Source organism: Chryseobacterium sp. Y16C (assembly GCF_022488405.1).
GTDB lineage: Bacteria > Bacteroidota > Bacteroidia > Flavobacteriales > Weeksellaceae > Chryseobacterium > Chryseobacterium geocarposphaerae.
Genome location: NZ_CP092711.1, coordinates 671840 through 686406, shown reverse-complemented (window position 1 = coordinate 686406; position 14567 = coordinate 671840). Strand labels below are relative to the sequence as shown.

Genomic DNA, 14567 nt, shown 5'->3' with positions numbered 1-14567 from the left:
ATATGAACAAACAATTATATATCAACGAAATCCAGGCTCTTTTTGATGATGTTCAGCGATCGAAGATCTTCGAAGATCAGAAGATGATGACCGATGCGGTTCCGTTATTTCCAATTGCTGAAATTAATGCAAAATATCAGGAAGAGAAGCAGCTTGAGAATTTTGATCTGAAAAAATTTGTCCTATATAACTTTAATTTTTTAGGAGCAAAAATATCCATTCAGAGAGAAGACCATTTGCCGATTGAAGAGCATATAGAAAAACTCTGGGATGAATTGACCAGAACAGCTTACGAAGAAAAAGGAACATTGCTGAAACTTCCCAAACCTTATGTTGTTCCGGGAGGTCGTTTTAATGAATTTTTCTATTGGGACAGTTATTTTATCATGTTAGGCTTGCAGGTTTCCGGAAAGATTGAAATGATGGAAAATATTATTGAAAACTGTTCTTATTTAATTCAGACTGTCGGATTTGTACCTAATGCGAGCCGGACTCATTTTTTAAGCCGTTCTCAGCCACCCTACTTTTCGTTAATGCTGGATTTGCTTTTTGAAACGACAAAAGATAAAAATATTTACATCAAATATCATGATACTTTAGAAAAAGAATATGCTTTCTGGATGAATGGTGCTGAAAAACTGGAAAACGGGTCAAGTTCAAAAAGGGTATTGAAAACGATTAACGGAGATATTTTAAACAGGTATTATGACGCGGAGAATGAGCCCCGTCCTGAAAGTTATTTAATAGATATTGAGGATGCCGAAAATGCAGGCGAAGAATTTTACAGAAATATAAGAAGCGCCTGTGAATCGGGTTGGGATTTTTCAAGCAGATGGTTTGCTGATGGAGAAAATATACAGACGATTGAGACCTTGAACTTGGCTGAAGTTGATCTGAATTGCCTGTTGTGGCATCTGGAAGCAACATTGGCAAAATCTTCATCACTTCAAAATTTATCAGAAAAAGAAAATGTTTTTAAAGAAAAAGCAGAAAACAGGAAACAGATGATCGACAAATATTTCTGGGATTCAGATTCTGGTATTTACAGAGATTATCATACAAAAAAGCATGCAACAACCTCATCTGAACATATTGCTACTCTTTATCCTTTGTTTCTTGGATTAGCAAATGAAAAGCAGGCCGAATCTGTCGCAAAGAATATCGAAGAAAAATTCCTGTATCAAGGCGGTTTGGTTACCACTACGAAGAAAACCGGACAACAATGGGATCTTCCGAATGCATGGGCGCCGTATCAATGGCTTGGCTTTAAATCTATGAAAAACTACGGTTTTGATGACTTGGCAGAAAAGATTAAAAATAACTGGTGCGCCAATGTGGAAAGAGTTTATAGAAACACTGGAAAGCTGATGGAGAAATACAATGCATTAGATATAGAAACTGTTGCAGGAGGTGGAGAATATCCTAATCAGGATGGTTTCGGATGGACGAATGGTGTTTATCTTAAATTGAATCAAAATTAAACTAACTATAAAAAAAATTAAAGGCTATGAAAAAAAGATCGATTTTCTTACTTGCCGGCATTGCAACACTTTATTTTAATAATACGTATGCCCAGGAAACGACTCCACAGGATTCTACAAGAACGGCATCTATTGATCAGGTAGTAATCACAGGAAACTCCAATCCCAAAAAGAAAATAGAATCCAGTACAGCAATTTCCACTTTTACAGCGAAGGAAATTCAGAAACAAAATCCGATCAGTGCGGCTGCTTTATTGCAGAGAGTTCCAGGTTTTGCTGTGGAAACTTCGGGTGGTGAAGTCGGGAACAACCTTTTTGCAAGGGGGATTCCTTCTGCGGGAGCGTATGAATTTGTACAGGTTCAGGAAGACGGACTTCCTGTTTTTGAAGACGGGGCTTTGCAGTTTGCCAATGCAGATAACTTTTTCCGTGTAGATAATTCGGTAAGCAGACTGGAAGCATTGAGAGGCGGTTCAGGATCTATTTATGCAAATAATTCTCCGGGAGGTCTTATTAACTTTATAACAAAAGAAGGAAGTAACGATTTTAAAGGAACTGCAAAACTGGAGACCAGTACGTATGGTTTGATGCGTACCGATGTCAACCTTGGTGGTGCTTTGGTACAGGATAAGCTATTCTTTAATGTTGGTGGTTTTTACAGAACAGATAACGGAATCAGAAAAACAGGTTTTAAGGCGAACAATGGCGGACAAATCAGAATGAATCTTAAATATGTTTTTGATAAAGGCTATGCTAAAGTGTATTATAAAAAGCTTGATGACCGAAATACATTTTTCCTTCCTATTCCTTTGTCGCAGAATGGCAATGATCTGAAAGAGTTCTCGGGTTTTGATGCTAACTATGGAACATATAGCTACAGAGCGATCAGTCAATTGAATATTCCGCAAGCCGGAGGAGGATTTTTCAATAGAAATCTGGAAGACGGAATTCATCCGAGAGTTGATGTGTTAGGAGCCGAGTTCAAATATGACTTGGGAGGAAATTTCTCGGTCATTAATAAAACACGATATACGAATATTAACATGAATTACACTGGGATTTTCCCGGCGGGTGGTCCTCAGACAATGGCAGATTTTGCAAAGTCAGAAGGAATTACAGGAAATAATTATCAATATTCATTGGTAAGCAACGGAGCTATTGTAAATCCTGCGTATGTTCAGAAATTAGGATTCTGGGCAATCGATAAACAGATGAATAATTTTGTCAACGATTTACAGTTCAATTATAAGTTTGACAAAGGAAATGTAACGGCGGGGTTTTATAAATCCAATTGGAAATCTCATCAATACTGGAACTGGAGTAATATTTTGACAACGGCAACGGACAGACCTGAACTTCTGAACCTGGTTGATACTTCATTAACTCCAGCAAGTACAGGATATTCAAAGACGTACAATGGAGTTACAGATATGTCTTTCCTGGTTAGGGATTCTCAAATTCAGGGTAGCTTAAATGATCTTTATTTAAATTTAGATTATAATATCACTGATAATTTAAGCTTCAACGGAGGAATTCGGTACAGTAAAGATTCTTATAAGGGATATGGCGTAAATACGACAACTTCGAACCTGAACAATTCAGGATTAACAACAGATGGAACACATTCCTTCTTAACAACTACGGCAGACGATAATATGTCTGTTTTAGGAAACAAATACACGTATTGGTATTATGATGTAGACAGAGTGTCTTTCACAACGGCTCTGAATTATAAAATCAATAGAGAAAATGCTGTCTATGCCCGTTTTTCTAATGGTTTTAGATCTCCGAATGAAGAAGCATACTATAATAATATGAATAATTTGTCCGCAATAAAACCGGTTACGACCAACCAGCTGGAAGTTGGGTATAAATATTATTCAAGAACATTTGATGTAGCGGTGATTCCGTTCTATTCTACTTTGAAAAACCTTTCATTCACAGATGTATTTTCTGACGGAACTTCTGAAAATAAATTCGCCAATACCACCAACTTCGGGGTAGAATTGGAAGGATATGCAAGATTATTCAACAATTTACTGGAAGTGACTTTTAACGGAACGATTCAAAATCCGAAATATAAAAACTTCACAGGAATGGATGCTGCAGGTAATTTCTTTGATTACGACGGAAATACGGTAAGAAGAATGCCTAAATTCTATTTCAATATTTCTCCGGCAGTAAATATCACAAAAGAATGGAGAGCTTATGTAAGTATGAATTATTATGGTAAACGTTTCCAGGATGAAGCCAATACGGATAAAAATATTCTGCCTTCATTTTCTGAATTCGGAGCGGGGACTTCTTATCAGTTAGGAAAAATAAGATTTGCAGTTGACGGAACCAATATCTTTAACACAATTGGTATTACAGAAGGTGATCCAAGATCTCCGCTTACAGGAACAGGAGATATCAGAATGGCGAGACCAATCATGGGTGCTGCTGTAAGAGCTTCAATTACCTTAGATTTCTAAAATTAGATATTTTTAAATTGAAAAACGTCGGAAGATCTCCGACGTTTTTTATTGTTATATATTAAAATATAAATCTACTTTTTAATAAACGGATATATTTTTTCGTCAAGCTTTAATAAATAAGAGCCTGTAGATAAGTGCTGAACAGAAATATTCTTTTTGTTTCTAAATGGAGCTTTTTCCGTAGAAATTACTTTCCCTGAAAAATCTAAAATCTGTGCTGACTGTATATCTTCAGTTTTTCCGCTTACAAAAATGTTTTCATTGGCAGGATTTGGGTAAATTTTAAACTCATTTTCTTTTTGAGAAGTAGTGAGCTCCGAAGTTGATAATGATCCGAGATTTTGGCAATAATTGCTTGCATAGGAATCCCATTCAGAAAGTGTAAAGGTTGTTGTAGGTTGGGTTACACTTGCCTTTCTGTATAAAGAAACGTTCCCTAAGGTTGAAGAATTGCTGGTGCCTGAAATTCCAATAGCGTCTACGGTTGCCGATTTATATCTTAATTCCAAATACTGGCTTCCTGAATAGGTCATTTGTGGAGCTGCTGTTACAAATTTTGCCTGACTGATGCTGTAGCAGGAAAAATTAGCTTCAGGATGCAGCACTACGAATGTTTCATTATTCTGAACAATCCCTTCCAATTCGTATGGGTCGGGAAAATAATAGTTGCTTCCGCTTGAAAACTGAATAGATAATCTATAATCGCTCAGGTTTACAGAATGTCCGGTTTTATTGGTAATTTCTAACCCTTTATTGTTTGAAGTTCCTTCCAGGTATTTTGTAACCATCAAGTCTTTAGCATAGACATCCGAAGCTAAGGTTGTGGTAGATGCAACATTGCTGTCGGAAGAAAGCAGGTATCCGTTGTCATAAGCTTTAACGGTAAAAGTATAAGCTGTTGAAGGTGTCAGATGATCTACACTAAAGGTTGTATTTTTCGTTGCTCCAACCAAAGTTCCGTTCTGGTAAATTTTATAACCGATTACATCCGTACTTGAACTCGGAGTCCAGCTTAATGTTGTAAAATAAGCGCTGTTTTGTGTTACACTTAAGTTGGTGGGTGCTTGCGGAGCCACAGTATCGGGAGTTTGCCCCCAGATTGCATTTACCCAAGCTGGGTTATCAATGAAAGGATTTCTGTTTTTCTGTATAGCATATACTGCATTGTTTCTGTCGATTTCCCTTTGAGAAACCGGGTCTTGCTGATGCCACTGAAGAAGCATGGCGATATAAGCCGGATCATAACCTCTTTCTTCCGTCCCATCCAGAGGGTTGGTGTCAGAAGCGGGATTTGTATTGTTGTTAAAATTAAAAGTTCCTAACTTACCTTCGTACCTTACGGCAAAATACAGTAAACTTCTGGCTACATCACCTTTAAATTCATTAATAGGCTCATAGACACGTCCCGTATAAGTTATTCCGGGAATGGCACAGTTCCCGATTTTTGAAGTGTTGGTAAATGTATAATATATAGTGGAACCCGCGATTCCATAAGGGTAATTGCTTCTTAATTGGTTTATTCTCGCATCTGTAGGAACCACATAGAATAAATCGGAATACATTGGATAATTACTGTAAAATGTGCTTTGAGGCATCATGTGTTCCCGGTTCCAACCCTGTCCTTCTGCACTTGCACTTCCGATAATGTTTGCGGTTGTATATTCATAAGCATCCGGTCCTGTAGGGATTTCGGAGTAGATGTCTAATAAAATAGTCGTATTGCTTGGACCGTAATCATAATATTTATCTAAATCAGTCTGGTTGTAATAATTAGTAAGATCACTGTAATGCCAGTTGATATTCTTGGCAGAAATAATATCATGAAGCTTTGATTTCAGTGCGTAGCCGGTTAATCCGGTTGTACCATCATAATACCCTGCAGGAGCTTGCGCTGCAAGATATGATGAAATCAAAATTACAGGAAGTAGAAGTTTTTTCATGTTTTAGTATTGGGAAGCAAAATTAGTAAATTATTAAACTTCTTTTTAAGAAAAATTTATTAAAAAATCATTAATTGTCAGAATATAAAAAATTGAAAATTAAAGCTTTGTTCATAAATTACTATGGAGGAAATAATTTTTTTGGGCGTTCCGTCAATTTATTTATCTTTGGGAACTAACTATTATCTATTATGAATACAGAGACTATTGACAACATTAAAATGATAGCGGAAACAGCAAGAGAGTTTGCTGAGAAGAATATCAGACCTAATATTATGGAGTGGGATGAAAGCCAGACTTTTCCTAAAGATTTGTTTCATCAGTTAGGTGAGATGGGTTTTATGGGGATTGTTGTTCCTGAGCAGTACGGAGGTTCTGGTCTTGGTTATCATGAATATGTTGCAATTCTTGATGAGATTTCTCAGGTAGATCCTTCTATCGGTCTTTCTGTGGCGGCTCACAACTCTCTTTGTACCAATCATATCTACGAATTTGGAAATGAAGAGCAAAGAAATAAATGGCTTCCTCAGTTGGCTTCAGGTAAAGTAATCGGAGCTTGGGGGTTAACAGAACATAATACAGGTTCAGATTCAGGAGGCATGTCTACAACAGCGGTAAGAGACGTAGATGACTGGATCATTAATGGAGCTAAAAACTTTATTACTCACGCGATCTCTGGCGATATTGCTGTGGTAATGACAAGAACAGGTGAAAAAGGAGCTAAAAATAACTCGACGGCTTTTGTTTTAGAAAAAGGTATGCCTGGTTTTACTTCCGGTAAAAAAGAAAATAAATTGGGAATGAGAGCTTCGGAAACGGCGGAGTTAATCTTCGATAACGTTCGTGTACCGGATTCTCACCGTTTAGGAGAAGTGGGTGAAGGTTTCAAGCAGGCTATGAAAATTCTTGACGGAGGTAGGATTTCTATTGCTGCATTAAGTTTAGGAACAGCCAGAGGAGCTTATAAATCAGCTTTAAAATATGCTAAAGAAAGACATCAGTTCGGAAAATCAATTTCTGAGTTCCAGGCGATCAATTTTATGTTAGCAGATATGGCAACTGAAATCGATGCTTCTGAATTATTGATTCAAAGAGCGGCAACATTGAAGAATGCTAAGCAAAAAATGACAAAAGAAGGAGCTATGGCAAAATTATATGCTTCTGAAGCTTGTGTAAGAATTGCTAATAATGCAGTTCAGATTTTCGGGGGATACGGATATACAAAAGATTTCCCGGCTGAGAAATTCTACAGAGATTCTAAACTTTGCACCATCGGAGAAGGTACTTCTGAGATTCAAAGATTAGTGATCGGTAGAGATATTACAAAATAATTTAAAACATAAACAAATGATTAAGCAGGCTTTGTTGGGTGAGTTTTTGCATGAAGCAGAAAATACCCGAAAACTTTTGAAAGCAATTCCTGATAGCGCTTTAGACTGGAAGCCGTCTGAAATTAATTGGACCGCAGTTCAGTTGGCTTCTCATATTTCAGAGGTTTATAACTGGTTTGAATATACCTTTAATCAGGATGTTTTTGATATGGGAACATATCAATATGACAAAGGAGATATTTCCAAAGCTGAAAATATTGTGGCTAAGTTTGAAGAAAATGTAGCTAAAGCTCAGAAAGCTTTGGAAAACTCAGACGAAGGGACTTATTTCAACGAATGGACAATGGAAATGAACGGAAACGTACTCTTCCCTCCTATGCCGAAAATTCAGGTAATTCGCTCGTTCCTTTACAATCACTTGTATCATCACAGAGGAGAATTGGTCGTTTATTTAAGATCTACAGGAAATAAAGTTCCCGGATTATACGGACCAACAGCAGACGACAAGTCTTAGAAATTTAGAATTATCTTATTATAATTGAATAGCATACGTATTTTGCGTATGCTATTTTCTTTTTATGAGAATATAATATTTAAACTATTTTTAATGCATTGCATAATATTTTAAATAAATAATCTAAAAATTTCTTAAAAAAATTTGTTTTTCGTAATATAAAATTTATTAGCTTTGATATTCCACAAACAAAATAAAGATTATATGAGAAAACAACTATCGATGATCGGAGTACTTCTGATCTCAGGAATTTCTTTTGCGCAGACCGACCGTCTTTGGTCTGAAAGTTCTAGAAAAACAACTTCGGAAATTTTTGAAAACAAGTCTTCTATTACGACTCCCAGGATTTTCAGTCTGGATATAAACGGACTGAAGAACGCTCTTGTAAAAGCCCCTAAGAGACTGGCGGCAGGAGAAAAATCAGAAATCATTATTTCTTTCCCAAATTCTGAAGGAAAAATGGAAAACTTTAAAGTAAGAGAAAATTCGAATTTTGATCCTGCATTGGCTGCAAAATACCCCGAAATCAAGTCGTATGTAGGAACGGGCTTAGAAGATCCTAATTCTACAGTTTACTTTAGTATTTCTCCTTTGGGCTTGTCTTCAATGGAAATCTACGGAGATAAATCTGCAGTTTTCATCGAGCCTTATACAAAAGATCTTTCTACTTATATAGTGTACAAAAAATCTGATAAAAAAGATGATCTGAGTAAATTTGAATGCACCGTAATTGATGTTGCTCAAAAAGGAGCTGCAGGTACAACAAATCTTGCTGCAAGACCGAACGCAGATGATGCCGTGTTGAGAACATTCAGACTGGCACTATCTTGTACCGGAGAATATACCACCTACTTCGGAGGAACTAAGGCAAATGCTTTGGCGGCAATGAACAATACTATGACTCGTGTAAACGGTGTATTTGAAAAAGATTTTGCTGCCAGAATGGTGTTAATCGCTAATAATGACGCGGTAATTTATACCAACGCTTCTACCGACCCTTATTCTGCAGCCTCAGGAATGAGCAACTGGAATTCTCAGCTTCAATCTACTTTAACTTCAGTTATTGGTGAGGCAAATTATGATATCGGACACTTGTTTGGTGCTTCCGGAGGAGGCGGAAATGCAGGTTGTATCGGCTGTATCTGTACCAATGGTTCAAAAGGAAGCGGTTATACTTCACCGGCAGATGCAATTCCTTCAGGTGATAATTTTGATATAGATTATGTGGCTCATGAAATGGGACATCAGTTTGGTGGAAACCATACTTTCTCAATGAATAACGAAGGGACGGGAGCAAACATGGAACCGGGATCAGGATCAACGATTATGGGATATGCGGGAATTACAAGCCAGGATATTCAGCCGCATTCGGATGCTTTCTTCCATGCCATCAGTATTCAGCAGATCACGAATAATATCAAAGCTAAAACCTGCTCTGTAAATACTGCCACAGGAAATTCAATTCCAACAGCAAATGCAGGTTCAGATTATACCATTCCGAAAGGAACGCCATTTATGTTAACCGGAGCAGGAACTGATGCTAACGGAGATTCATTGACTTATATTTGGGAACAAATGGATAATGCTTCTTCCTCACAAACAGGAGCAAGTTCGGCTGCTAGTGCAACAAAAGCTTCCGGACCGACTTTCAGATCCTGGACTCCACAAACAACTCCAATTAGATATTTTCCAAGAATGGCTTCTGTATTAGCAGGAGCAACTACAACGGCAGGTTCTGAAATTACAGTGGAAGCTTTATCCAATGTAGCAAGAACTTATAACTTCAGATTTACAGTTCGTGACAACAGAGCCGGAGGTTCCGGAAATAATTCAGATGATGCAGTAATTACTGTGAATAGTACAGCTGGACCTTTCAGTGTGAGTTCACAAAATACGGCAACAACCTATTCAGGAGGTACTTCTCAAACCATAACCTGGAATGTAGCGGGAACTACGGCTAATAATGTAAATGCAGCAAATGTAGATATTCTTTGGTCCACAGACAGCGGAAATACATGGACTACTCTATTGGCGGGAACTCCAAATGATGGAAGCGAAGCGGTAATGATTCCAAATGTTTCTACAACTACAGGAAGAATCATGGTGAAGGGTTCCAATCATATTTTCTTCGATGTAAATAACGCAAATATTACTGTAAATGCAGGTTCAGGATCTTCGGATACTGTGGCTCCTACAGCCCCTACATTAGCAGCTTCAGGCACTACTTCTACAAGCACAAATCTTTCTTGGTCAGGAGCAACAGATAACGTAGCGGTTACAGGTTACGATGTTTATCAAGGTTCTTCGTTGATCGGTTCCACAGCATCTACTACTTATACTGTAACAAGTTTAACTCCTTCTACAACTTACAGCTTTACCGTAAAAGCAAAAGACGCAGCAGGAAATATTTCAGCAGCAAGTAACGCCGTTTCTGTTACCACTCTTGCAGGCACTTCAGTAAGTTATTGTACAGCATCAGCAACCAATACAGCTGATGAAAGAATTGGAAATGTAAGCTTCGGAACTATTAATAATACTTCTACAGGAACAGCAGGATATGAAGACTTTACTTCAGTTTCTACAAATGTAACAAGAGGTAGTGCATATACTATTTCTATAACTCCAACATGGACTTCTACGAAATATAGTGAAGCTTACGCAGTTTATATTGACTACAATAAAGATGGCGATTTCGCAGACAGTGGAGAATTAGCTTGGTCTAAAGCAGGTTCTACAACGAGTCCGGCTACAGGATCAATTACAATCCCTGTAACGGCAACTTTAGGAACTACAAGAATGAGAGTGATGATGAAATACAGTTCTGATCCAACATCGTCTTGTGGATCATATACGTATGGACAAGTTGAAGACTATACTTTGAATATTGTTTCATCAGGAAGAGGAGATTTACTTGATACTAAAGATTTAATACCTGATATTAAGCTGTATCCGAATCCGGCGAGAGATATTTTAAATGTTTCAAATTCGGCTTCAGAAGACTATAAAATCTTCGATATGGGTGGAAAACTAATTAAATCAGGAAAACTTGAAAGAAGTTCTGTTAATGTGAGCAGCCTTATCAAAGGAGCATATATTATTCAGATTGGTGAAGTGTCTAAAAGATTCATCAAAAACTAATACCATTATTACATTATGTGTGACTGCCTGTGAAAACAGGCAGTTTTTTTATTTATAAAAATCATTTTCTTGTAATTAATACATTCATAATCAGGTTAAATAAAAATATGAATCTTTCTTTTATAATTTATTATCCCTGCAAGAATGGTAATTTTATCAAAAAAAGTCACAGATAAATGAATTTTTTATTTAATTTTATCATCAAATTATTCCTATTGTACCGCCTACCGACTTGTCTTTTAAGGAAGTTCTAAAATGTATTTTTAGCAAATAGGTAATATTGTTTTCTTAGATTTTACCATACACTTTCATTTCAAATGATTTGAAAAATCCGTTGCATATAAAGCGTCTCCTATAAAAAATGGAGAAGAAACCCGTATACGAAATCTTTTCTTGACAAGCTTTGAGGTGAGCTGAGGGCTCACTTCTTCTATTTACATAATTTAAAACATTTATATGAAACATTTATTTAAGTATTTATTTTTTTTATCAACGGCTTTTCTTTCTATAGCCTGTAGTTCAGATAATGATGTAGAAACGGATATCCCTCCTGTTAAAACCGTATTCTACAAAAGTGCCAACGAATTTGCTTCAACTTACGATACAGGCGGAAAAGTAGATCAGCAGACAAGAGATTATATATTTGAACTTTACAGACAGGGGAAATGGGGAGAATTGGAGGCTCTTTTTAAAGTTAATAATTTGAATGGAGGATGGCCACCTGCCAACGGAGGATATAATATTGTTGATGATGTTTCTTTTCAGGCAGGACAAAAGTTTGACAGATACAGCGGTGCTGTCGGTACTTATAACGGAACTGGAGTTCCTACTTTAGGAGGAAGTTTTACAAGCCCTATTATCAACGGATATGTCTATACTTTCTCACAAAGAGCTTTAAACCAGCCTGAAACTGCGTATGATTTCTATTACGAGATAGATGTGTTAAATAATTTATTACCTTTCAAATCTCAAACTGCTGACGTTATCCCTTGGTTTGGTCAAGTTGGAGGAGGAAAACAGACGATGTGGAAAATTCCGATTGATATTACAACGGGTTATCAGAAAACCTGGAATAAATTAGCAGAAGAAGGATATGTAAAAATCACCATCAAAAAAAGTCCGAGTGGAAAGTATAATAGCCTGGTCGGTACGGTGATACAATAATAAACAAACCCAATGCATTCAATATCAAACAAAATAATTCTAGGCAAGAAAGCCCTTATTGCAAAAAACTATTTTATCAACGATGAGATGAGTCCGTCGGCTGTAGTGAAATTCACGTGCAATAAGTGTGGTCATATAAATACAGTTGAAATTACCCCTTATGAATCGGGATTCCCAATTTTTCAGCTCTATAATGAAGATAAAGTACTGGCTAAAACAGATCTTTTAAAGAACAATATGGTAACGAAAACATCACCCGGAAGAATTCATTTTGGGGAATTAACGGTGAATGAGCTGCCTACGTTATATTTTGGAACAAAGTGTGAATCTTGTCAATCCAATTATATAGGAGTTTTCAGTTATGGAGAAAAACAGCCGGGATTAACGGTTTTAGACCTTTCAGGAGTTTGGGAATATCAGAAATTGTAAATTAATTGTTTGTCATTTCGACGAAAGGAGAAATCTAAATTATTATCAAAAAGATTCTGTATTTCATTCAAAATGACACTACATATTATTAATTAGAAGATACAGTAATTCAGCAGGATGGGATTTTATTCTAAGAGGCGTTGTATATTTTCCGAAATCGTTTTTTATATTTGCTTTAAATAAAAAATATTCATGGATAAAATTGATAGTCTGAACCAGGTAGCAGAATTCCACACCACTTTTAAAGCCCCTATTTTAGATACTCCACAAATTCCTTCACCGGAAAGATGCAATCTTAGAGTTGAGCTTTTACAGGAAGAGTTAAACGAATTGAAACAGGCGATTGCAGATAACAACATTGTAGAAATTGCGGATGCATTATGCGATTTACAATATGTTTTGAGCGGTGCCGTACTGGAATTCGGACTTGGCAGCAAATTTGTAGAACTATTCAACGAAGTTCAGCGTTCCAATATGTCAAAAGCTTGCGATAATGAAGAACAGGCACAGGAGACGGTTGAATTTTACAAAGCAAAAGACGTAGAATCATTTTATGAAAAATCGGGTGAGAAATTTAATGTTTACAGACAGGCAGATCATAAAGTCCTGAAAAATAAATATTATTCTCCGGCTGATTTGAAGACAATTATCGAAAAATAATATGAAAAAACTCATTACAAATGTTGCCGTTATTTCCTGTTTGGCTTTTACAGGTCAGCAGGTCAGTGCTCAAAAAGTAGTCGTAAACCGAGAGGTTGAAACAACAAATGACGGCAAAATGCTTTTAGGAAACCAGCTAAAAGATCAGTTCCTGAAAGCTCCGTATGCAGACTGGTATGTGAAAGAGCATGATGAATATGCAATGGATCAGAAAGCAATTAATGATCTTAAAAAGGATAAAATCAATTCTTATAATATTACGGTTTTCATGGGGACATGGTGTGAGGACAGTCATAGAGATTTCCCGAGGCTAATGAAAATTCTGGAAGAAGTAAAATATCCGGAAAATAAACTGACGATTATTGCGGTAAATCGTAAGAAAGAATCTCCAACAGGAGACGAAGGCCGTTACAATATTCAGAAAGTTCCTACGATTATTGTTGAAAAATATGGGAAAGAAATCGGAAGAATCATAGAAATGCCAACCACAGGATATATTGAAAGAGATTTGGTGAATATTCTGAAGAAAGATGACCAGTCTGTAATCAACGAAATTTTAAAATAACAGGTTTGAAAAATACCAGATTCATAATACCGTTCATAGCAGGAGCCCTGTTGATGGTTTTATTATTTTTTGGATTGAAATCCTGTCTGAATCTTGGCGGAAAAACTGAGCAGTCAGATTATTACATTCTGACCAATCAGATTTCCAAAATGAATAAAATGGTGGTGATCGAGCAGAACTTTTCTTCCATGCAGAAAACCAAAATGGGATACGAGTTTTTCGGAAAAGAAGTTTCCAGTAACAGTATTATTACGTATACTAAGACCAATGCCCAGGTTTCTTATGATCTTAATAAGATGAAAATTAAGGTTGATTCCATTAATAAAAAACTGGTCATTACAGACCTTCCGGAAGCTGATATAAGAATTACACCGAGTGTGGAAATTCAATCGTTGGATGACTCTTTTTTTAACAGGATTTCAGAGAAAGATATCAGAAACGTTACCCAGAAAGCAAAAGAAACTGCCGTTAAATCTGTAGATCAGAATAAATTAAGATCCGAAGGGCATAAACAATTAATGGAAAATCTGAATAATATTTTCGTTTTGGCAAAGGCTTTGAATTATAGTATAGAAGACCAGACCGGTAAGCTGGGTATTTTAGGACTATAAAATTCAAAAATTATGGACTCAAAAGAAAATAAAAAAGGAAAAGAATCTGCGAACAATGCAGAAACAAAGAAACAAAATCAGGATTTTCCCAATATTCCTGCTTCGTCAAAAAAAACGAACCCACCTGATATTGATAAAGAAGATGTTCAGGAATCTTCAAAAAACAAATCCGGAAAAACAGATAATACAAAAGAGAAATCTTAAATTATACAAAAGGTTCGGTCTCCATGAGACCGAACCTTTTTTTTCAAAAAAAA

Annotated in this window: 12 protein-coding genes; 11 read left to right on the top strand and 1 reads right to left on the bottom strand. The window is 36.4% G+C overall.

Features of this window, described 5'->3' with window-relative positions; translation table 11 throughout:
• Nucleotides 1-2: 2 nt before the first annotated feature.
• A complete protein-coding gene (locus tag MKS83_RS02920; RefSeq protein WP_240581889.1) occupies nucleotides 3-1481 on the top strand; it encodes a trehalase family glycosidase in 1479 nt (492 codons plus the stop codon).
• A gap of 26 nt (nucleotides 1482-1507) precedes the next feature.
• Nucleotides 1508-3955, top strand: a complete 2448-nt coding sequence (locus tag MKS83_RS02915; RefSeq protein ID WP_240581888.1) for a TonB-dependent receptor — start codon at nucleotides 1508-1510, stop codon at nucleotides 3953-3955.
• A gap of 74 nt (nucleotides 3956-4029) precedes the next feature.
• On the opposite strand, the gene MKS83_RS02910 is transcribed toward MKS83_RS02915, so the two are convergent.
• A complete protein-coding gene (locus MKS83_RS02910; RefSeq protein WP_240581887.1) occupies nucleotides 4030-5898 on the bottom strand; it encodes an endonuclease in 1869 nt (622 codons plus the stop codon).
• 191 nt (nucleotides 5899-6089) lie between these two features.
• Between MKS83_RS02910 and MKS83_RS02905 the strand changes: the two genes are divergently transcribed.
• The 9 genes from MKS83_RS02905 (at nucleotide 6090) to MKS83_RS02865 (ending at nucleotide 14514) form a co-directional block, all read left to right on the top strand.
• Nucleotides 6090-7229 (top strand): acyl-CoA dehydrogenase family protein, encoded by a 1140-nt coding sequence (locus tag MKS83_RS02905; RefSeq protein WP_240581886.1) that lies wholly within the window; start codon nucleotides 6090-6092, stop codon nucleotides 7227-7229.
• A 16-nt stretch (nucleotides 7230-7245) separates the two neighbouring features.
• Nucleotides 7246-7743, top strand: coding sequence for a DinB family protein (locus MKS83_RS02900; protein ID WP_240581885.1), 498 nt, complete (start codon nucleotides 7246-7248; stop codon nucleotides 7741-7743).
• Nucleotides 7744-7947: 204 nt separating this feature from the next.
• The gene (locus tag MKS83_RS02895) at nucleotides 7948-10881 is read left to right on the top strand and encodes a reprolysin-like metallopeptidase (RefSeq protein ID WP_240581884.1); all 2934 of its coding nucleotides are present in this window, start codon (nucleotides 7948-7950) and stop codon (nucleotides 10879-10881) included.
• Between the two features lie 456 nt (nucleotides 10882-11337).
• Entirely contained in the window at nucleotides 11338-12045 is a 708-nt protein-coding gene (locus tag MKS83_RS02890; RefSeq protein ID WP_240581883.1) for a glycohydrolase toxin TNT-related protein, read from the top strand.
• A gap of 12 nt (nucleotides 12046-12057) precedes the next feature.
• Nucleotides 12058-12474 (top strand): hypothetical protein, encoded by a 417-nt coding sequence (locus tag MKS83_RS02885; protein ID WP_240581882.1) that lies wholly within the window; start codon nucleotides 12058-12060, stop codon nucleotides 12472-12474.
• Nucleotides 12475-12666: 192 nt separating this feature from the next.
• Nucleotides 12667-13134, top strand: a complete 468-nt coding sequence (locus tag MKS83_RS02880; protein WP_087710124.1) for a nucleoside triphosphate pyrophosphohydrolase family protein — start codon at nucleotides 12667-12669, stop codon at nucleotides 13132-13134.
• 1 nt (nucleotide 13135) lies between these two features.
• The gene (locus tag MKS83_RS02875; RefSeq protein WP_240581881.1) at nucleotides 13136-13699 is read left to right on the top strand and encodes a thioredoxin family protein; all 564 of its coding nucleotides are present in this window, start codon (nucleotides 13136-13138) and stop codon (nucleotides 13697-13699) included.
• Nucleotides 13700-13704: 5 nt separating this feature from the next.
• A complete protein-coding gene (locus tag MKS83_RS02870; protein WP_100375637.1) occupies nucleotides 13705-14310 on the top strand; it encodes a DUF4230 domain-containing protein in 606 nt (201 codons plus the stop codon).
• 12 nt (nucleotides 14311-14322) lie between these two features.
• Nucleotides 14323-14514, top strand: a complete 192-nt coding sequence (locus MKS83_RS02865; protein ID WP_100375636.1) for a hypothetical protein — start codon at nucleotides 14323-14325, stop codon at nucleotides 14512-14514.
• Nucleotides 14515-14567 lie beyond the last annotated feature (53 nt).